This window comes from Lysinibacillus sp. TE18511, from assembly GCF_054062295.1.
Genome location: NZ_JBSSFD010000009.1, coordinates 59908 through 81038, shown reverse-complemented (window position 1 = coordinate 81038; position 21131 = coordinate 59908). Strand labels below are relative to the sequence as shown.

21 protein-coding genes and 1 riboswitch are annotated in these 21131 nt (G+C 37.5%); of the genes, 7 read left to right on the top strand and 14 right to left on the bottom strand.

Features of this window, described 5'->3' with window-relative positions; genetic code table 11:
- Positions 1 to 121: 121 nt before the first annotated feature.
- Positions 122 to 1519 carry an aminotransferase-like domain-containing protein gene (locus tag ACVWXS_RS09190; RefSeq protein ID WP_456957785.1) on the bottom strand — a complete coding sequence of 466 codons (1398 nt, stop codon included), beginning with the start codon at positions 1517 to 1519 and terminating at the stop codon, positions 122 to 124.
- Positions 1520 to 1647: 128 nt separating this feature from the next.
- Between ACVWXS_RS09190 and ACVWXS_RS09185 the strand changes: the two genes are divergently transcribed.
- Positions 1648 to 2811: an aminotransferase-like domain-containing protein gene (locus ACVWXS_RS09185; RefSeq protein WP_456957783.1), complete on the top strand. Its 1164-nt coding sequence runs from the start codon at positions 1648 to 1650 to the stop codon at positions 2809 to 2811.
- A gap of 239 nt (positions 2812 to 3050) precedes the next feature.
- On the opposite strand, the gene ACVWXS_RS09180 is transcribed toward ACVWXS_RS09185, so the two are convergent.
- From ACVWXS_RS09180 to bioD, 5 genes are all read right to left on the bottom strand, one after another.
- Complete coding sequence (locus tag ACVWXS_RS09180; protein WP_402986262.1) at positions 3051 to 3251, bottom strand: hypothetical protein; 201 nt, start codon at positions 3249 to 3251, stop codon at positions 3051 to 3053.
- 361 nt (positions 3252 to 3612) lie between these two features.
- The gene (gene bioB / locus ACVWXS_RS09175) at positions 3613 to 4608 is read right to left on the bottom strand and encodes a biotin synthase BioB (RefSeq protein ID WP_068984723.1); all 996 of its coding nucleotides are present in this window, start codon (positions 4606 to 4608) and stop codon (positions 3613 to 3615) included.
- A gap of 288 nt (positions 4609 to 4896) precedes the next feature.
- Positions 4897 to 5487 (bottom strand): biotin transporter BioY, encoded by a 591-nt coding sequence (locus tag ACVWXS_RS09170; RefSeq protein ID WP_456957781.1) that lies wholly within the window; start codon positions 5485 to 5487, stop codon positions 4897 to 4899.
- Positions 5451 to 6857 (bottom strand): adenosylmethionine--8-amino-7-oxononanoate transaminase, encoded by a 1407-nt coding sequence (gene bioA, locus ACVWXS_RS09165; protein WP_456957779.1) that lies wholly within the window; start codon positions 6855 to 6857, stop codon positions 5451 to 5453. The genes ACVWXS_RS09170 and bioA overlap by 37 nt, the downstream gene beginning before the upstream one ends.
- Positions 6838 to 7542: a dethiobiotin synthase gene (gene bioD, locus ACVWXS_RS09160; RefSeq protein ID WP_456957777.1), complete on the bottom strand. Its 705-nt coding sequence runs from the start codon at positions 7540 to 7542 to the stop codon at positions 6838 to 6840. Before bioD ends, bioA begins: the two co-directional genes overlap by 20 nt.
- A gap of 372 nt (positions 7543 to 7914) precedes the next feature.
- Between bioD and ACVWXS_RS09155 the strand changes: the two genes are divergently transcribed.
- The gene (locus tag ACVWXS_RS09155; protein ID WP_456957775.1) at positions 7915 to 8379 is read left to right on the top strand and encodes a hypothetical protein; all 465 of its coding nucleotides are present in this window, start codon (positions 7915 to 7917) and stop codon (positions 8377 to 8379) included.
- Positions 8380 to 8500: 121 nt separating this feature from the next.
- On the opposite strand, the gene ACVWXS_RS09150 is transcribed toward ACVWXS_RS09155, so the two are convergent.
- The gene (locus ACVWXS_RS09150; protein ID WP_456957773.1) at positions 8501 to 9538 is read right to left on the bottom strand and encodes a beta-carotene 15,15'-monooxygenase; all 1038 of its coding nucleotides are present in this window, start codon (positions 9536 to 9538) and stop codon (positions 8501 to 8503) included.
- 1 nt (position 9539) lies between these two features.
- A complete protein-coding gene (locus ACVWXS_RS09145; protein ID WP_456957771.1) occupies positions 9540 to 10034 on the bottom strand; it encodes a MarR family winged helix-turn-helix transcriptional regulator in 495 nt (164 codons plus the stop codon).
- 535 nt (positions 10035 to 10569) lie between these two features.
- Between ACVWXS_RS09145 and ACVWXS_RS09140 the strand changes: the two genes are divergently transcribed.
- Positions 10570 to 11616, top strand: a complete 1047-nt coding sequence (locus tag ACVWXS_RS09140) for a Cj0069 family protein (RefSeq protein WP_456957769.1) — start codon at positions 10570 to 10572, stop codon at positions 11614 to 11616.
- A 34-nt stretch (positions 11617 to 11650) separates the two neighbouring features.
- Here the strand turns inward: ACVWXS_RS09140 and ACVWXS_RS09135 are convergent, their stop codons facing one another.
- Positions 11651 to 12283 carry a LysE family transporter gene (locus ACVWXS_RS09135; RefSeq protein WP_456957903.1) on the bottom strand — a complete coding sequence of 211 codons (633 nt, stop codon included), beginning with the start codon at positions 12281 to 12283 and terminating at the stop codon, positions 11651 to 11653.
- A 465-nt stretch (positions 12284 to 12748) separates the two neighbouring features.
- Positions 12749 to 13489, bottom strand: coding sequence for a tetratricopeptide repeat protein (locus tag ACVWXS_RS09130; protein ID WP_456957767.1), 741 nt, complete (start codon positions 13487 to 13489; stop codon positions 12749 to 12751).
- A 317-nt stretch (positions 13490 to 13806) separates the two neighbouring features.
- Between ACVWXS_RS09130 and ACVWXS_RS09125 the strand changes: the two genes are divergently transcribed.
- From ACVWXS_RS09125 to nspC, 4 genes are all read left to right on the top strand, one after another.
- On the top strand, positions 13807 to 14001 hold the full coding sequence (locus ACVWXS_RS09125) for a hypothetical protein (RefSeq protein WP_368636685.1): 195 nt from the start codon (positions 13807 to 13809) through the stop codon (positions 13999 to 14001).
- A gap of 242 nt (positions 14002 to 14243) precedes the next feature.
- Positions 14244 to 14480: a hypothetical protein gene (locus tag ACVWXS_RS09120; protein ID WP_456957765.1), complete on the top strand. Its 237-nt coding sequence runs from the start codon at positions 14244 to 14246 to the stop codon at positions 14478 to 14480.
- 215 nt (positions 14481 to 14695) lie between these two features.
- Complete coding sequence (locus ACVWXS_RS09115) at positions 14696 to 15925, top strand: saccharopine dehydrogenase family protein (protein WP_374966181.1); 1230 nt, start codon at positions 14696 to 14698, stop codon at positions 15923 to 15925.
- Complete coding sequence (nspC, locus tag ACVWXS_RS09110) at positions 15922 to 17061, top strand: carboxynorspermidine decarboxylase (protein WP_068984736.1); 1140 nt, start codon at positions 15922 to 15924, stop codon at positions 17059 to 17061. Before ACVWXS_RS09115 ends, nspC begins: the two co-directional genes overlap by 4 nt.
- 42 nt (positions 17062 to 17103) lie before the next feature.
- On the opposite strand, the gene ACVWXS_RS09105 is transcribed toward nspC, so the two are convergent.
- The 4 genes from ACVWXS_RS09105 to ACVWXS_RS09090 form a co-directional block, all read right to left on the bottom strand.
- Positions 17104 to 17991, bottom strand: coding sequence for an amidase (locus ACVWXS_RS09105; protein WP_456957762.1), 888 nt, complete (start codon positions 17989 to 17991; stop codon positions 17104 to 17106).
- 43 nt (positions 17992 to 18034) lie between these two features.
- Positions 18035 to 18128, bottom strand: a riboswitch (cyclic di-GMP riboswitch).
- Positions 18129 to 18266: 138 nt separating this feature from the next.
- Positions 18267 to 18761, bottom strand: a complete 495-nt coding sequence (locus ACVWXS_RS09100) for a chemotaxis protein CheW (protein WP_456957760.1) — start codon at positions 18759 to 18761, stop codon at positions 18267 to 18269.
- Between the two features lie 25 nt (positions 18762 to 18786).
- On the bottom strand, positions 18787 to 19902 hold the full coding sequence (locus tag ACVWXS_RS09095) for a M20/M25/M40 family metallo-hydrolase (RefSeq protein WP_456957758.1): 1116 nt from the start codon (positions 19900 to 19902) through the stop codon (positions 18787 to 18789).
- Positions 19903 to 20151: 249 nt separating this feature from the next.
- Complete coding sequence (locus ACVWXS_RS09090; protein ID WP_456957756.1) at positions 20152 to 21111, bottom strand: hypothetical protein; 960 nt, start codon at positions 21109 to 21111, stop codon at positions 20152 to 20154.
- Positions 21112 to 21131 lie beyond the last annotated feature (20 nt).

Below are 21131 nucleotides of genomic sequence, written 5' to 3'. Positions count from 1 at the left end.
TTTTAGAAACGTTGATTTCCCTCGCTTTTCTGATGTGAATTTTTTTAATTTCGCTTGAAAAATATACTTATGTCCCAGCCTCTTGTTGACGCTATCGTATCTCTACTTGTCCTAAAATATTTCAATCAACAAATGAATAATCCCCATCACTTTCAAGTAAATCCTTCAAAATAATTAGTGCTTGTTCAAGCTGATTTTCCGGAGCAGTGATGGCCAAACGCACCGCATTGATCGGCTTCACATTTCCGACAGCAAAGCGTTCAGCTGCATATACTTGCACACCTGCTTTTGATGCAAGTAATTCAAACTGCACACCAGTAAATTTTTCAGGAAGTATAAGCCATCTAAACATGCATTCTTCTTCCCCTAAAATGTTATAATCCCCTAAATATTGATTGACTAGTGAATTTTGTTGTTTTGCATACAATCGATGTTTCTCTAAAATGGATTGTGCAACACCATCATGAATCATCCTCGCTGTTAACTCCACCATCATCGGAGACACTGAGATATTTATATTATACAGTGTTTCCATTATTTTCTTTCGAAGCGTTAAAGGTGTAACAATAAAGGATAGTCGTAAGCCAGGCGAGATTGTTTTTGACACACTGGCAATATAAATAACCTTTTCTGGTGCATAGGAAGCTATTGGTGCAAATGGCTGCTCCTTAAGAAAACTATATATCGCATCTTCTATGACGATTAAGCCTGTCTGCCTTGCAACTACCGCAATCATTTTTCTTGTTTCCATCGACATTGTATGGGTAGTAGGGTTATGAAAATCAGGAATAACATAAAGACCTTTAATATGCTCATTTTTACAAGCGTATAATAGCCCCTCTCTTGTCATTTCTCCGTTTCTTTGTTGGATTGCTACGAGTTGGATACCAAGCATATTTGCCGCTGTTTTGATACCAGCATATGTAATGGGATCTGTACCAATTCGATCACCTGGCTGAAACAATGCAGCTAACGTTCCAACAATGGCATTTTGTCCCCCCGCCCCAAGCAATACAGGTTGATCCGTTTGAAAGTTGACTTTTTCCAAAAGCTTCATTGCCGCCTCCGTTTGCCACGCATTGCCTTCAGGGCGTCCGTATTGAAATAATTTGCTAAAACTCGGGTCATTCATCATCTTTTTCATATACCGTGTAATGTCCTCATTTGCATGATTTTCTGGTAATACAGACCCCATTTCAATCATATGAGAAGAATTACTAGTCGGTAATAAAATTTTATTCGTCGCGGCGTCTGATGAAACGAATGTTCCGCTTCCAATCGAGGCATAAATAAGCCCCTTCTGCCCACAAAGCTTAAAGGCCCTTGTGATCGTGCTTAAATTAACGTCTAAAAAGTCAGCTAATTCCCGCTGTGGAGGAAGCTTAGTTCCTGGAGATAATTTCCCATCCTTTATATCTTGTTCAAGCTGTTCGGCAATTGCTATATATAACGGAGCCGAAATATTGCTTATATCTGGCTTCCAACTCATCGGATATTCTTCAAATGAATTTACTGGCATTAGCACAGCCCCTTCTCTCTCTTTGATTGCATACAATATTTAATTGTCTTGCATACAATGATAATATTGTATGCAAATGATTACAATGATATAATTTTTAAAAAATCAGAAAAAAGGACCGATACATTATGCAATTTTCAGAAAGAATTTTAAAAACCCCATCTTCATTCATCCGAAATATTTTGAAAGTAACTGATGCAGAGGATGTCATTTCCTTTGCAGGGGGTCTTCCTAACCCAATCTCGTTCCCGATTGATGCGTTACAGGCATCTGCGAACAATGCCATTGCTAAAAATGGCAGTCGTCTATTCCAATATTCATCTACGCAGGGCTACGCGCCTTTACGTGAATACATCGCTGCAAAATATCAACGTGTACACGGACTAGACATCCATGCTGACGATGTATTTATTACAACAGGCTCACAACAGGCTCTTGAATTAATTGGGAAAGTACTGATTAACAAAGGTGATGGCATTATTATTGAAGAACCTGGTTATTTAGGCGCCATTCAAGCCTTCACATTAAGTGAACCTACATTTTATGGAGTAACTCTCGAAAATGATGGCTTAAACTTAGAAGAGTTAGAGAAAGCCCTTCAGCAACCAAATGTAAAATTCATTTATACAGTACCAAACTTCCAAAACCCAACAGGACTAACGTATTCTAAAGAAAAACGTCAGCAAATTTACGAAATCATTTCAAAATACGATGTAGCGTTAATCGAGGATGACCCATATGGAGAATTACGCTTCGAAGGTGAGCCACTACCATACATCGGGGCTGGTAAATTAGAAAATAGTATTTTGCTAGGTTCTTTCTCTAAAACAGTCACACCAGGAATGCGTCTTGGCTTTATCATTACAAAAAATAAAGAATTAATGGAACATATCGAAACAGCGAAGCAAGCAACTGACCTACACACAAATATTTTCTCTCAATATGTCATTTATGATTATTTAGCAAACAATGACTATACGGAGCATGTCCAAAAAATTAAAGCATTATATCAAAATCAAGCACAGGCAATGCTAGATGCGATGGAAGAGTTCTTCCCTGCACATGTGGACTACACACGACCTGAAGGTGGAATGTTCATTTGGGCTACAATGAACAATGGAGCATCATCCGTAGATATTTTCCATAAAGCAATGGAGCAAAAAGTTGCTTTCGTACCTGGCGACCCATTCTACACTTCGAAAACGAATGTGAATACAATGCGCCTAAACTATACAAATGCAACACCAGAAGTGATCCGTGAAGGTATTAAACGTTTAGGTAGTATTTTATAGTCAAGACAAGAGAAAACCGTATGAGCGTTCTGCATAACGCTCATACGGTTTTCTACATTATTCAGGATAATAGATGGTCATACTTAATCGTGTTAAAGTATCCCTAGATTCGATGGCGCTTTTATTAGTGTATAGTGCCCTTTCAATTCTCATTCATCCATAGTTTTGTACAACGTAAAAAGCAACCCTCTTCGACGCGATAGCGCACAAAGAGGGTTGCTGATCTTTCACTACTTATATTATTTTGTATATGTTAAAACGGCATTTTTTTTAAATTTAGCTAAAGCTTGTGTTGCCTCATTTTTGTTTGTATACTCAAAAATTCGAACGTCCTTTTTATCAAATACTGTAATAACCCACATTAATAAAATCTCCCTTCCAACTTGTTTTTGTAATATAACAACCAATGAAAATCGTGCTACTTTTTCTAACTGTTTCACAATAACCTCTTGCTCAATTCTTATTTTACGCCGATTTTTTTAAAAAGAAAGTATTATGTGAAGCCCTTCACAAACTGTTCAATTTCAAAACGCTTTCACTTGAACAATTTGTGAAAACCTGAATTTTCAAGGCATAAAAACAATCTTTCTACCATTTTAATATTGTCTATCCGTCACTTGAGATCTTTCCGTCACTTTACCCTTTCTATCCGTCGTTCGGGGTACTCTATCGATCACTTTCTCCTTTCTTATCTGTCCAATACAAAAAACCGTATGTACGCCTTTTCCACGACGCACATACGGCTTTTTAATTTCGATGATAATTAAGTAGTAGTAGTAAATTTTATTTCATAAGTTTTATTTAGCAGAATGCTTCTTCTTGCTTTGCTGATAATTCAATTTCAAAGCCTAAATCCTCAAGCATACGATAATCACTGTTTGCTTCTTGACCTTCAGTTGTTAAGTAATCCCCTACAAAGATACTGTTTGCTGCATATAGACCTAGTGGCTGAAGTGACCCAAGATTGACTTCGCGACCACCAGAAATACGAATTTCTTTTGTTGGATTAATATAACGGAACAACGCTAAAACCTTTAAACAATAGCGTGGATTTAATTCTTTCGTTCCTTCTAGTTTCGTACCGTCAATCGCGTTTAAGAAGTTGACAGGAATAGAATCCGCGTCTAATTGATGAAGTGCACGTGCAATATTCACGACATCCTCTTTTGTTTCTTTCATACCGATAATGGCACCTGAGCAAGGTGATATTCCATGCTTTTTCGCAATCTCAACCGTATTCACACGGTCCTCATACGTATGGGACGTAGTAATATAGGAGTGATGTCGTTCAGATGTATTTAAGTTATGGTTGTAACGGTCTACCCCCGCTTCTTTTAATTGCTGTGCCTGTTCTTCTTTTAATAAGCCAAGACAGGCACATACTTTTAAGCCATACTTTTCTTTAATTTCTGACACAGCTTCACTTACTACATTGACATCCTTTCGAGTCGGACCACGACCACTTGCCACGATGCAATAAGTACCAATTTTATTGTCAAATGCTCGTTTTGCCCCCGCTAAAATTTCCTCTTTCGTAATGAATGGATATTTGTCAATCGGAGCTGTTGATTTAGATGACTGTGAACAATAGCCACAATCCTCTGGGCAATAACCGCTCTTAGCATTCATAATCATATTTAATTTTACTTTTTTCCCATAATAGTGCTTACGAATGGCAAAAGCTCCGTCCATCACCTTCAAAAGCTCATCATCGTCACTATTTAAAATAGCAAGAGCCTCCTCATTGCTAATGATCTTCCCCTCAATAACTTCCTCTGCTAACTGTAACCAATTCATTAGACATTCTCCCTCTCTACTTGTACAATCTATCAATTATGCCTCGGCATAATTGTGTCCGGAATCGGCTTTGTGCTTAGGCCTGCAGATGTTTTTTGCGCGAAAGCGAAGCGGCAGCAGCACCGATGCAGGTCAGTTAGCCGTTATCGCATGGATGCGATGATTTTAGGCTAACATCCCCTAAGTATTCCTTTCCGATTCCGTGACATCCGCCGGAGGCTATAACTTATTTCAGCTAATGTTGAATATCCGCTAAAAAACAACTTAAATCTGCATTTATCTCTCCACCTATAGAGGTGGGAGACTTCCGCTGAAAGAAGTTATTGCTCTTGCTGAATTAAATACTTTGTAAAGTCGCTCAGCCAGAAGTGCAGAAGCGATTGCTAAGCAAAAATCTGCAACAATACTGTTTAAAAAGCCAACTAAGAAAATATGTGACCAGCTAGTTTCCATGTGTAACCAGAAATTCAAAGACACATATAAATATGGAACGGCCACCGCATAAATAACGATAAGCCCGACAATATTTGCACCGATAAAATGTTTTTTCGTTGGAGTATCCACTCTTTCAATGATGAAACCAATGACTAAAGCTGCCAGTGCAAAGCCAATCAGGTAACCAAATGTTGGTTGCAGTACATAGGTGATGCCTCCACCTTGTGTAAAAACGGGCAAACCAACTAAACCAACGCCTATATAGACGAGCTGACTTTGAAATCCATTGCGACTGCCGAGCAAGCAACCTGCTAAAAAAACAAAGACAATTTGTAATGTAAAGGGCACTACAGGTAGTGGTATTTTAATAAACGCCCCGATTGCGGTTAAAGCGGCAAACATCGCAATCATGACAAGTGACAGTGTTGATTGTCGTTTGAACAAACTACTCCCTCCCACTCCTCAAAAAATTGCATAAGCGTTTCTTTTGTTGTATCAATCATAAAACGCATTTCATCATCAGATATAATGTAAGGAGGCATGAAATATAATATATTGCCAAGAGGACGAATCAGTAAGCCTTTCTCTAAAGCACGTTTATATATTTGATAACCGATACGTTCCTCACTTGGAAGTGGCTCCTTTGTTTCACGATTGGCGACTAGTTCAATAGCGCCAACTAACCCTACCTGTCGATATTCGCCAACAAATGGCAATTGTTCAAATGCCTGCATAGCTAGCTTCCGCATACGTTCACCCTTGTTTTGTACAATGTCGATCACACGCTCCTCTTCAAACATTGTCAAAACTTCCAGAGCTACTCGACAAGCCAGGGTATTACCAGAATAGCTATGAGAGTGTAAAAACGCTTTCATCGTGCCGTAATCATCATAAAAAGCGTTATAAACATCATCAGTCGTTAATACAGCGGATAGTGGCAAATATCCACCTGTTAAACCTTTTGACAAGCACATAAAATCTGGAGCAATATCCGCTTGCTCACAGGCAAATAATGTACCTGTACGTCCAAAACCAACTGCAATTTCATCTGCGATTAAATGAATATCGTATTTTGTACAAAGCTCTCGTAATCGCTTCAAATAAATTGGAGGGTACATTTTCATACCCGCTGCCGCTTGAATTAGTGGCTCAATAATAACAGCTGTAATTTCTTCACGATGCTGATGAAGCTCTTCTTCAACAAATTGTATACATTGGGCATGACAGCTTTCAGGCTTCTCTTTGAAAGGACATCGGAAGCAATCTGGCCCTTGTGCTCGCACCGTATCCAATAAAAGTGGCTGATACACTTCGTTATACAACCCTACTCCTCCAACAGATAAGGCACCAAGTGTTTCACCGTGATAAGCATCCGTTAAAGCTAAAAACCGCTTTTTCGTTGTTTTTCCAGTTTGCATATGATACTGAAAACTCATTTTTAATGCGACTTCTATAGCCGATGAGCCGTTGTCTGCAAAAAATACTTTATTTAGACCATCTGGCGTTAAGGCTACTAATTTTTCTGCCACCTTAATCGCAGGTTCATGTGAAAAGTTTGCAAAAATCGCATGTTCTAATGTAAATGCTTGATCACTTAATGCTTGACTAATACGAGGATTCGCATGTCCAAACAAATTAACCCACCAAGAAGATACAGCGTCTAAATAGCGATGATTATTTTCATCGTAAAGCCAAACACCTTGTCCTTTTTTAAGTACAATAGGTGGAAATTGCTCATAGTCCTTCATTTGTGAGCACGGATGCCAGACATGTTGTAAATCTCTTTTCTGCAATTCAGTTAATGCTTGTTTCATAGTTGACCAGCCTTTCAAACAAAGATGTACGTGAAATGGAATAGTCAACAGCTTGTGAAATATCTTGAAGCTTTGGAATCGTCGCATATGGTAAATCATGATGTTGTAGAATCGTTTTCACATTATCTTGTTCCATTTTACTGCCTGTGTCTCCATTAAATACAATGCCAAGAACCTCAACATTTCGAGTATGTAAAGCCTCAAGAGTTAGCAATGTATGGTTAATCGTTCCTAGTGTTGTTCGTGTGACAATAACAACTGGAAGCTTACTTTGAACGATTACATCAAGGAGCGTATTTTCTCCAAATGTATCCAATGGAACAAAAAGTCCCCCTGCTCCCTCACAAATCACGACATCGTTTGATTGCTGTAACTTCTGAATTTGTTGTAATAAATGCTCCACATTAATTTGCTGGCCCTCCAGTTGCGCAGCAAAATGTGGTGATGCGGCTTCCTTAAACGAATAGCCATTTAAATTATCTGGCTCCAGTCTTTGTAATGAATACTTTTCATACATTGCTGTATCGTAGTAATAGCAATGCCCATTCTCATGTACCTCGCCAGTTTGCACAGGCTTGTAAGGCGTGACTTGTAGATCATGCTGCTGTAATTGTCGCATCAGTAATGTGGTGATAACCGTTTTACCGACATCTGTATCTGTCCCAACAATCCAAAAATGTTGCATTGTTAACCTCCCCCTTTAAGTTAACTAGTTACATTTCTAAAGTTAACACATATATTTTTATTTTGTAAATGCTATTTCCATATTTCTTCATAAACGATACTTTTCTTAACAAAAAATAAGGAATTTTGTGATAATTTAATAATTTTTTAATTCACAAAAAACACTAGGTTCTTACCTTGAGGTAAAAATCTAGTGCCATGTTGTTAAAAAACTATATTATGTCAATGATATTTGTCCAATTAAATAAATTGTGACTCTTCGGCAATACGAGGGGGTGATTTCTGTTCCGACTGGTACTTTTCCGTATATTATCAAAAATTTAAAGGATTTCCTTCTTCATTCGTAGTATTAAAACTAGACGGGGGTGGTTGTATGTTTGGTATTTTTAAAGAATCAGAAAAGATTATAGATACATATGAGCAAGTTTCTTTTATTTTAAAATACTTGCTCACATACGAGCTAAAAGACTTACCTATTCGTTATGAATTTTGGTATCGCGTGGCTATTCGTCAGGAAGAATTGCGAACGTTAAATACTGAGCATCGAGCAAAGATTACGATGACTACAGCAGTAGGTCGCTTTCACAAAACACAATATGAGGTAACGAAACAACAATTGGCAAAGCTTGAGCGCCTCGCAGATATATTTAAATCGTTTTGTATCGAGGAAGAACGAGAAGCATTAAACCATCGACTCCATTTCCAAAAGGAAGCGATTACGGAGCTATATGAGCATGTTCAAAATAAAGAGCTATATCTATATTGTGATTCTGTACAGCAACAATTTTGGGATGCAGTCAGTGAAGATATATTAAATGCAATTGCCCACATAGATTAAATAAAATGAACAAATTCATATAGCTAGAAGTGGTTTAATTATTGTGTGTTCTTGCTATCTTAGTTATTTTAGTCTTGTAAATTAAACAGGTGCTAGCTTAGTTGCTAGCACCTGTAGTTTATTATCTATTATTTTCCATTCCGTATAATAGCATATTTCTAAATTCCTGCACTTGGTCCGCTTTAATCGCCACTTTGTTATAACGTTTTTTTAGTCCAAGCATAAAAGTCACTTCCACAGGTTTCCTCATCTTTAAAATAAACTGTGGGTAGGCCTCACCAAAATCACGTGCTACAAAATCAATCGTATCTTTAGATAATTTCCCTTCCAATTGTTCCTTATCTTCAATAAGTTCTTCAATATCTTCAAAGCGAATTTCTGCACGTTTCATCAAACCTAAAGACAAATACAGCTTATCAGATGTTACATAGACAGGATTTAAACGAATTGCCTGCATATCTGCAATAAAAAATACAACAGAGTATACATTAAAAATAAGCAATAGAATAGAAAGAACCATTGATTTCTCATGTAGCCACCAGTGAATTCCTATTGTTTCAATGGCAATTCCATGGATGATCATAATTTGAAAAGCAATATAGCTGGAGTTTTTATGTAAGGTTAATCCTGGACGCTCTTTTCTCTTCCAGCTTGCCAAACTATAGTAAAGTACTAAAAAGTCTGTGCACAGCATTTGTATAATAAGATGCTTTGGGGCATGTTTTTCAACTGCTTGTGGAAATGTGAACAGATCTGGTAAAGTATTTGATCGTACATCTGCTAGAATTCTTGGCATGTAACGAACAAGAGTTGCAACTAGTAATATTTCTAATAAAATAATCGAACCTTCAATGGCAAATCCAACCCACGTAACCGCAACAAAAGGCTGTAGATGCTCGATTGGAATAATAAAACGGGCTGCAATACAACCAGACGCTGCTAAAATTACCGCTTGTTTTACAGAAAACTTACCCTTATACAGCATAAATAAAACAGGCATTACAAGGAGAAAATCAATTAATGAACCTATGACAACTCCATTTGTTTCAGTTGGTAAAATAGATAAGCCAAGTCCCGTGTTATAGAGTGTGTAATTACTAGCAAGAACGACTAACAAAAATGCTAGCCATATATTTTGCTTTTTCTTTAAAGCGATCATGTTACAGCTCCCCTTTTTTCAAATGATGATCATTTAATGCATCGATAGTGCCTTCCTTAATGACAATTTGATTGAGTTTCTGAATAACCTCTTTTAATTGCACAAGCTCACTTAATTCGAGCTTTGAATAATATTTAGAGATAATAAATCGTTTTATTTCTTCCTCTCGTTCAAAATACTTAAAGCCTGAAGTATCTAGACTTACAAATATTTCACGTCGGTTTTCAGGATTAATACGCCGAGTTACATATTGCTGTTCTTCAAGTTTACTAACCAATTGACCGACAGCACTTGAAGTAATATTCAAATAACTTGCAATCTGTCCTATCGTCACTTGGCTATTTTTTTCAATAAAATCTAATAAAATTAGTTGCTTAGGTGATAAATCATCAGTCACTAAATTCTGATGTAACTTAATGAAATGACTATCCATCGAATAAATGGCATCATTTATTTCCTGTACAAGGTGATATAGAAGTTCTTCATCCTTTTTCATTAAAAACCAAATCCTTTAAGTGAAGTTAATAGTAAAGTCTTCTTTACTATTAACTTTACTTTACTACATTTGGTTATAGCTGTAAATAAATCCAGTGCAAAAGGCTCCATCCTTTTACCTATAATTTTCAATAATTTTTCACAAATGGGGATTTGATTCTCATTTCATGGCTATTCCCTAGCTTCGCGCGGATATTTACCTCTCTTCCGCGGGTATTCTTGCTTTGCAGCCTAGAACCCCTTACAGTTGTTATAACAAATGTATTTTGGCTTAAAATTTCCTTCGGTGGTTTTCAATTTATCGGAACATTGCTTATTCTATGTATGATTTTATACCTCACTGTTTTTCAGAAAAAAACACGCTTAGCATAAATTCAATAAATTTTGATTATTCCGAAAAATATTAGTCGTTAATTCCTATAAAAGATCATAAAATTATAAATCTATACATAAAATTTACTTATTTTATATATCCTTTTTCCTTGTCTGTCCAGTATACTGAAAATATCATCAATCATTTTAAAGGGGTATTTTTTATGGATAAAAAAGTTATTTTTTTCGAAGTTCGTGGCGGCACAGATAAGGGACCAGATGGCTATCGACAAGATACAATGCCAATGGTGAATGCGCTAAAACAACGAGGACAGGATGCAGAAGTCATTTTCTTTGATGTTACAAAAAAAGAGGAAATTTATCATTATGTCAAAGAGCATGGTGCAGCCTATGTATCACGTATAAATCCAGGAAACTTACAGCATGAGGAAGAATATTTTGATATGTTACGCGAGCTATGTAATGAGGGTGTCATCGGTATGCCTCATCCAGATGCAATGATTGGCTATGGCTCTAAAGATGTATTATCAAAGCTGTCTTCTACAAATTTAGTGCCCAATGATACATTTGCTTATTATACGATTGAAGCATTTAAAGCCCAATTCCCTACCTCTCTTGCTATTACTGAACGAGTTCTAAAGCAAAATCGTGGTTCAACAGGCGAAGGGATATGGCGAGTAAAATTAGTTGAACCTCTTGCTGAAGGGATCACAGAAGTGCCACTTGATGCGGAGATTAAATGTACCGAAGCAAAAGATAATCATGTGGAATATTGGAAACTTGGAGATTTCATGACGTTCTGTGAACAGTACATTACAGGTCCAAATGGCATGCTAATTGATATGCGCTTCCTTCCTCGTATTACTGAAGGTGAAATCCGCTTATTTATGTTGCGTGATAAAGCAGTTCACGTAGTACATAAAAAACCAGCAGATTCCGAAGACGCTTTTAGTGCAACACTGTTCTCAGGCGCGCAATATCGCTATGACGCACCGGAAGACTGGGAAGAGCTTGTACAAAACTTTTTAACCCAGCTCCCTCTCGTTACTAGCCTACTCGGCAATTATGACTTACCACTCATTTGGACAGCCGATTTCATGTTAGATACAAACGAGGCTGGCGAGGATTGCTATATTTTAGGGGAAATGAATTGTTCATGTGTAGGCTTCACTTCTGAACTCTCTTTAGCACATCAAGTAGCAGAAGAAATTTTGGCTTGTATTAATGAAAAAATCGATATTTCAGCATAAAATGAAAAAGTGCGATCTTTTGGGATCGCACTTTTTATATATACACTTTGATGGCTTGTATAAATTCATAAATAAAATACCCTGCAAAGCCAATTAATAATACGCCCGCTACTATTGTAAGCGACTTAATGACTTTACGACTCATCGCTTTACGGGTAACAGAAACAATGGTCATCAAGCCTATATCATGTAACAATATGCCACTCAGAACCCCTGCAGCAATGACTAAAAAATTATCCGACTCCCCTTGCCCATATGATTTGGCTAGTACGACACCAAAAACATTTACCCAAAAAACTAGATTTCCAGGCGAAATTGCTACTAGTAAACCATTTCGATAAGAAGTGAAAAACGATTTTGTTACTTTCTCTCCTGCCAGCGTAATATCCTGGCCAGCATTTTTTATTGAATCCAAACCTAAAAGGAATAAGAAGCCAGCCCCTATAAGCCACATAGGAATTTGAATGATGGGCATTGCTAAAATGGAGGCTAGTCCCATATACAAAGCAAAAACCAATACAACATCAATTGTCATACCACCAAGCCCTACAGCCCAGCCATGCATAAAACCATTTTTTAGTCCTTGCTTTGTCATTTCTACTGTAATGGCTCCTACAGGCATGGCAATTGCAAGTCCTACCAACACATACGCTACATATAAACTCAAAGCAACACTTCTTTCATGCAATCAATTTCGCCTTGGCGTAATTGCGTCCGGATTTTGAATTGTGCACGCACAATTCATTCCTTTCAAAATCCATGACATCCGCCGGAGGCTTTATCTTCATTCAGTCGGTGCTTGGGTACCCACTGAAAAGGAACCAAATCCGCATTCATCTCTTCACCTAGAAAGGTGGATGTAACGGTCGCTTTGCTTTCGCTACAGAAAAGATCTGCTTGAATGAAGATAAAATAAGTTTCATACGTCCGTTTATAGTTGTATTATAGCATAAAAATACGGAAAAAGACGTAAATATTAATAATTATTCATTTTTATGGAATAATTATTAATATTATTAAACCTGATTGTTCATTCCCTATTTTATTTATGATTCCTTAATTATATGACATTATTTGGAGTCAGACTTATAGTTTTCTAAGCCCCCCTAACTACGAGAGGTATCCTTTCTTTCTATAACATTTGCTTTTTCCATTGCAATAGTAGGTCATTGGATTTCGCAATGTCCACTTTTAGGGCAATCTGTTTAGCAGAGCAGCGTTTTTTAGCCTTTTCCCAGGCTTCTTCTAAAGCCGGTAAATAGCTTAAATTTTTTGTTGCTGCAACAAGTTGCAAGAAAATATTTCCTTGAATATAGTACCAGCGTGGGTTCATGCTATCTAACTGTATTGCTTCTTCAATGAGACGCAGTGCCAAATACGGACTGCCTTCACTACGGTTCAAAAACTGTGCAAAGGCTCCCCAGTAAAGCGCTTTATTTGGCTGTAATTTTACCGCTTCAGCAAATTGCGCCATTGCCTTATCATGCTCCTTAGCAAGAACAAAATATTCAGCCATTGTATAGTAGGCATTCGCTTGCGCTTCAATGGATCCAGCTAATAATTCGTCTACCACTTTAGCAAACTGTTCATCATCCTGACTTCCTAAATAAGCAGCGAGTACATCACGCTCTGGGTAGGAGCCATCTGCCCGTTCAACACTTTGCTTCTCCTTCTCAGCAGACGGAACAGGCATATTTGCATAGCCGTTCGCTTCTAACAACGCGACGTGCTGTTGAATTGTTGCCAATGATTCATGTTCAATAAACGCTCTATCAGCTAAAACTATTTTCGCTAACTGATAGCTTTCTTTCACTTTTCCACTTAAAAATAATTCATTTATCTGTTGGACTTGCTCATCAAACTGTTTGATCACTATTAAAATCCTCACCTTCACCAAAAGAAAAGTCTTATAGGTAGTTTACCATCTTTGGAGAGAAAAGGAGCTATTATCATCTAAAAATTCTTTCAATTCAACTAATTTAATATGCCGTATGTTCCATTTGTTGAGCTGGTATTAACATCTCTACCAGGACTTTTCTCTTATCATTCTATTTCAATAGCAAGACATTGTATTAGAAAAGTACTGTTTATTTATCCTTATCAAAAAAGGTTGATAAAGTTCTGAATTATGAGATAATTGAAGTGTTCTATCTACATCATTTGTGCATTCAATATAAAGGAGGGCTTGCTATGAATAGTCGCTTTCATTTTATATCGCTTATTATTGGAAACTTATTTACACTAGGAGCTATTTTCATTTATGCTCTGCAAAGTCAAGTGGACGTGGCCCTCAGTACTTATGCCCTTGTGACGGGAATTTTAAGTACATTACTCATTATCTTTTTTTATTTATGGCGGGATGAAAATTTCAAATCGTTTTTCTAAATAAATCGCTGGGTGGAAAATATAGTTTTGAAGCTTATTACTAGAATTGTGATGAGCTATCATTTTTTTAAATATATGGACTGTATATTAGTTGATTGGAGTGGAGACTGGGCGACTCCTTGGGGATTAGCGATATAGAGGAACGAAGGCTAATAGCATCACGTCCTGTGATAACGCCTTCGTGACCAACATCCTGTCGCTGACGCTGCGTTTGCACTACGCTTTCGCACAGAAAACATTTGTTGGCCCGAGATCCTGGAGCGAAGCGGCTCATCGGACGCCCCCAGGAAGCTTTGCTCTGTGCGAAAGCGAAGCGACAGCAACAAATGTTTTATCTGCGCGAAAGCGAAGCGTCAGCGACAAATGTTTTATCTGCGCGACAGCGAAGTGTCAGCGACAAATGTTTTATCTGTAGCGAAAGCAAAGCGTCAGCTACAAAGCGCCCAGTCGGAACGGAAATCAACCACACGTTATGGTGATGAGCCTCATTTTTCCCCTTTTCTACAGCAGTAGTAAAGGGATTTTTTTTCATAGAAAGCTTCTTTTTTCGTGGTATTCCCCTCTGAATACGACTGATTGTTGTAGAAAAATAAATTTTTTTGTAGAAAATTTAAAAACAATGATTGAGTAGTAAATCAATTTTCTGTATAATCAGCTTGTTTGACAATACTTTTATGAACTTGGGGGTAGACAATTGGGTAAAGCATTGATTATCGGAGCTGGCGGAGTAGCCAGTGTTGTGGTACACAAGTGTGTTCAAAATTCGGACGTATTTGAGGAAATTTGTATCGCAAGTAGAACTGTTTCAAAATGTGACGCTCTAAAAGAAAAACTAGAAGGCGGAAAAACAAAGATCCAAACTGCACAGGTAGACGCAGACAATACAGAAGAGGTTATTGAGCTTATTAAAGCCTTTGGACCAGATGTTGTCATTAACGTAGCACTACCTTATCAGGACTTAACGATTATGGATGCTTGCTTAGCGACAGGTGTACACTATGTGGATACTGCAAACTACGAGCCACCTGAAACGGCAAAATTTGAATATAAATGGCAATGGGCTTACAAAGAGAAGTTCGAAAAAGCTGGCTTAACTGCATTACTTGGTAGTGGTTTTGATCCAGGTGTAACGGGCGTTTTCACAGCTCATGCTCAAAAACATGAATTTGATGAAATCCACTACATTGATATTGTGGATGCAAATGCTGGTGATCATGGTTATCATTTTGCAACAAACTTCAACCCAGAAATCAACATTCGTGAAATTACTGCGAATGGTCGTTACTGGAAAGAAGGCAAGTGGATAGAAACTGCACCACTTGAGAAAAAAGAAGTGTATAACTTACCGGAAATTGGACCAAAAGATATTTACCTGTTATACCATGAAGAGTTAGAATCTCTTGCTAAAAACATTAAAGGCTTAAAGCAAATCCGTTTCTGGATGACATTCTCAGAAAAATACTTAACACATTTAAAAGTATTAGAAAATGTTGGTATGACTTCTATCGAGCCTATCGAGTTTGAAGGAAAAATGATTCAACCAATCCACTTCCTTACAGCAGTACTGCCTGATCCAGCATCACTTGGACCACGTACAAAAGGGAAAACAAATATCGGTTGTATCGTTCGCGGTCTAAAAGATGGCAAGGAAAAAACGTATTATGTGTACAACGTATGTGACCACGAAGAATGTTATAACGAAGTTGGTTCACAGGCGATTTCTTACACAACTGGTGTACCTGCAATGATTGGCGCGATGCTTGTGATGAACGGTGAATGGCGTAAACCAGGCGTTTGGAACGTCGAAGATTTCAATCCAGATCCATTCATGGATGCGCTAAATAAATGGGGTCTACCATGGCAAGAAAGCCATAATCCAGAATTACTTGACCTTGATTTAGATGCAAAGGAAATAAACCAATGAAACCAATTGATTTCTCAAAAGTTCCATCCCCTTCTTACGTAGTGGATGAGCGATTATTAACAAAAAATCTTGAGCTTTTAAAATCAATTCAAGATCGCACTGGCTGTCGTATTTTACTTGCCTTAAAAGGGTTTTCAATGCATTCAACATTCCCTTTAGTAGGTAAATATTTAGCCGGCATTACATCAAGTTCACTTCACGAAGCGCGACTTGGCTATGAAAAAATGGGCAAGGAAGTACACGTTTATGCACCTGCTTATATGGAGCATGAGATGGACGAGCTTCTGGGCTATGTTGAGCACATCGTGTTTAACTCATTTAACCAATGGGCACAGTACAAGGATAAAGTAAAATCTGCTGGTAAAACAATTGAATGTGGTATTCGTATTAATCCTGAGTACTCTGAAATTGAAACAGCTCTTTACGATCCTTGCTACACAAATTCTCGCCTAGGTACAACATTAGCCAACTTCGACAAGTCACAGCTTGACGGTATTGATGGCTTACACTTCCATGCAATGTGTGAGCAAAATTCAGATACGTTAGAGCGTATTATACAAGTTGTCGAAGAAAAATTTGGTGATGTTTTGCATCAAATGAAATGGTTAAACTTTGGCGGTGGTCACCATATCACTCGTGAAGATTATGATGTAGAAAAGCTAGTGAATATCATTAATTACATCCAAGACAAGTATAACCTTCTCGTATATTTAGAGCCAGGTGAAGCTGTTGCACTAAATACTGGTTATTTAGTAGCAACTGTTCTTGATATTCAGAAAAACGGTATGGACTTAGCAATTTTAGACACATCGGCAACATGTCATATGCCAGATGTTCTAGAAATGCCATACCGCCCTATGATTATCGGTTCTGGTCAAGCAAATGAGCTAGCACACACATATCGTCTAGGCGGACTTACATGTCTTGCTGGTGACATTATTGGTGATTATTCATTTGAACAACCTTTAAAACCAGGAGATCGTCTTGTATTTACGGATATGGCACATTACTCAATGGTGAAAAACCATATGTTTAATGGGGTAAACCTTCCATCAATCGTTTCTTATAACGATGAAGAAGGCATTAAAGTTATTCGTGAATTTAAATTTGAAGACTATAGCGGTCGACTTTCCTAATAGAAAAAATCCTCTCCAACTTCAGCTGGAGAGGATTTTTTATTATGGCCGCATATTCATCCAACTATCGACATGATGAATAGCAAAACCATTAAAGCTTGTTTTATTGGCATAATGACGATGAACCGTTGCTAATTGTTTATTCATATAGGCTTCTCCATTATCATAAAAGGTAATTGTTTTCCCCTCATTAGAAGCGCCTGTTTCTACACCAATCACAATTGATTTATTTACTTTTTGTGCATACTCTATTTCATTTTCAACGATTTTGATAATGTTTTTAGCTGCATCTCGATAGGCCATGATCGAAACACTATCCACTTGATCGATAACCCATTCAGCTAATATACCATTGCCATATTGATTGCTATAAGCGATCTCATCAAACCAAAATGGCATATCGACTTCCAAAGGTATTTGTAATTGATTGGCCTCCTCTTTCGCTTTAGTAAGGAGCGCTTGATAGGATTCGATTGTATTTACTTGATTCGAGCTCCACCCACTATTTAGATAGGGCTCTACATCCAGGTGGACCCCAGAAAATTGCTCTGTTGTTAATGCACTCTCATTATATGTATTTAACCACTCAAACAGTTGATCCTGCATTTTATAGCCATCCTCTGACACCCAACTTGCAGCACCATCCAATGCATATACTTTTATACCTTTTGCTGTTGCTTTGTCAATAAAGCTTTTATAATTGTCATTTGCTATATCAGTATTAATCTGTAAATAGACTTTGTTAACATCTTTGCTTTCTAAAAATTGGAGTACGCCTGTTTCATCTTCAACAATTTTCGTCGTATCCCATAACCAAGTAGCCCTATCTTGCATGGCCGTTGCCTCTACCTTTCCTATTGTTAATCCTAGCGTACTTACAATTGTTACTATAAAAGCAATGATTGCTTTTGATAGTGAACGACTTACCATATGTTACATCTCCATTCTATTTACCAAGGCTCATAGAACAGAACCTGGCAACCTGACAATCATGCACTATACTAATATAGTGTTTAGACTCATGGCTTTGCGTCCTTCCCTTTCGGTGAAGTTTGCCTTTACAGTAGTTTTATTACATTACATAATACGCAGTTATAACGAAAATGTCTGTAGGTCCAATTGATAATTATCGGGAGTACTGTTCGATAAAATCGTATAAACACAGGTGATTTTTACTATAGCAACAAAAAAAAAACGTAGAGTACTCAAGCCTCTACGTTTTCCTTTTCATTTTCATTTTCAAGCAATTTGTGCAAATAATTAATAATTTCACGAATACCTTCTAATGAATTCACAAGTATTTTTGGGTCTACGTATGTAATCATACGATTTTCCAGATTTGCCACAGCTGTAAAGTAGCGTGTTTTTGAATAATTGACAAGTCCCACTTGCTTTAATACAGACTCATCAAAATCAAGAATTTCACGAGCTTCTGTCACAAGTAATCCATAATTCACAACATCCGTGTTCAATACGATAACACGTGCTGTTGCAGTATTTGAAGAACGATTGTAAAGAATACGTTCAAAATCAAGCACAGGCACTAGCTCACCACGAATTCTTGTGAAGCCTAGTAGATAATTGGGTAAATGAGGAATAGGTGTTACATGCTCTAACTTTTCAATCGAAATCGCTTGCTCCACAGGTACTGCATATTCCTCTGTACCACAAGCAAAGACTACTGCCTTTACACTTTCCATGCGGTCACATCCTTAGACTCTGTTGTTATTTTTTTGCAGACTCTTTTACAATTTCGACAAGTAAATCTGCTAATTTTTCTAATTCTTCTACTGGTATTTTTTCATTTGTTGTATGAATATCCTCATAACCAACAGATAAATTTACTGTTGGGATACCGAAGCCAGCAATAACATTGGCATCAGATCCACCACCAGAAATACCAAGCTTTGGTGTACGTTCAATGCTGTGTGCAGCTGCCATTGCCACTTGAACAACTTTATCCTTTTCTGTTACACGGAAGCCAGGATACATTAGTTTTACTTCTACTTCAGCTTTTGCCCCTAATGAAGCAGAAACTTGCTCAAACGTCTCCTGCATATGCTTAGTTTGTGCATCAAGCTTCGTTTTGTCGATAGAACGTGCTTCTGCTAGTATTGTCACTTCATCACATACAATATTTGTTGCCTGGCCACCTTCAAAGCGACCGATATTTGCTGTCGTATCTTCATCTAAACGACCAAGCTTCATTTGTGCAATACATTTAGAAGCAACCGTAATCGCAGATATTCCTTTTTCTGGAGCAACACCAGCATGAGCTGTTTTCCCAATTATTTTTGCAAAGATTTTTGCTTGGAATGGTGCCGCTGTTACAATACCGCCTACTTTGCCATCACTGTCTACTGCAAAACCATATTTTGCTTTAATTTTAGATGGATCTAACTCTTTAGCTCCAACGAGTCCACTTTCTTCACCAGCTGTAATAATAAATTCAATATCTCCATGTTCAATATTTTGCTCTTTTAAGCGTTTAGCCATTTCAAATAAAGCAGCAAGGCCAGCTTTGTCATCAGCACCTAAAATTGTTGTGCCATCGGATACGATATAGCCATCTTCACGAAGAGACGGTTTAATACCTTTACCTGGGACAACTGTATCCATATGCGAAGTAAAATAAATAGGTTCGACATCTAACGAACCTTTTAATGTTGCAAGTATATTCCCTGCTCCATGCCCGTTACGAGTATGTGCATCATCTTGTTCTACTGTAAAACCTAGTGCTGTTAATTTGTCGATTAAAATCGGTGCAATCACTTGTTCATGTTTTGTTTCTGAATCGATTTGTACGAGTTCAAAAAACTCTTCTACTAAACGACTTGTCATGTTGTAAGACTCCCTTAGTTTACGTGTTTTTCCACGTTATAGTATATATTTTATTTTAGCACAACGTCTGCAGAGTTTAAATCATTCGCTTTTAAGAACTACGTTATTTTATCTGGGTACGGTCTACTCGCTTTCCCGCGAGCGAGCGTCGAGCCGCTTCCTCCGCTAATGTTGCCGAGGAGCTAACTTTTTTTATTGCGAAATGAAGAAAAAACCTGTGAAAGAAGGAGATTCTTTTCACAGGTTGCTTTATATCGATGCTTGGAAAATAGCTTCTTTCTCTTTTTGTAGAGACTGCAAATAATCCTCTGCCTTGTTATGTTTATCCTGCAGACGCCAAATCGTATTATGTACATCATCTTGTACACGAGAAACCTGTTCTCTTGCTGTTGATATTTTGGAATGGACGGACCAAGCTGAAAAAATGTCATCAAAGAAATAGTCCGCAAATTTTACAAATCCATCTGTTTCAACTGGTAATGTCTTCGTAGACATATCATGTACATCCAGTAGTTCGTTATGAAAACGTTGCAAAGCTATTTGAGCATTATGAAGATAATTTTCCGACTTATCAAGTGCATCATGCTTTAAATGTGTAGCAATAAGTCCCCCACTAAAAAACGTATCCCATGTTGAGTATCCATTTGCGGAATGTAAGGACTCTGCTGCTTGTCCAAGCTTAGTAAGTGCTGCTTCACCAGCCTCTTCAGCTTCCTTTATTTCTACAATTAGTTGTTTCGTTAACATTTCTTCATGCGCTAATTGTTCAAGCCTTTTTGCCTGTTTAGGCTCATGTATTTGTAAGTAGCTTTTCTTTTTAGCATTTAATACGCTTAACGCTTCGTGCAACACTTGTTCATCAATTTGAGTAAGTTTAGTGTTTACTTGCCCTAAATCAGCTGTCAAATCAGTTTCCATCTTCTTTGCTTCATTTATTTTTAATTCAAACACGGCTGCCTTGTCGATTTCTTCTGCACGTAGCTCATCTTGTTGCCCTGTCCACGTTCGGATCATATTCATAAAAGAAAAGCCTTCTAACTTATCGAGTTTCATACGAATTTGATTGAGTGCTGTAGAATGTTTATAAATTTCCTGTTGTGCATGCTCGATTTGCTTTTCAATTAAATCCCTTTGTTCACTTAACCTACTGACAGTTCTTAATTGTGCATGAATCATTTCCTGCTCTTTTTGTAATTGTTTCCATTCCATTCATCTCAACTCCTCTACAT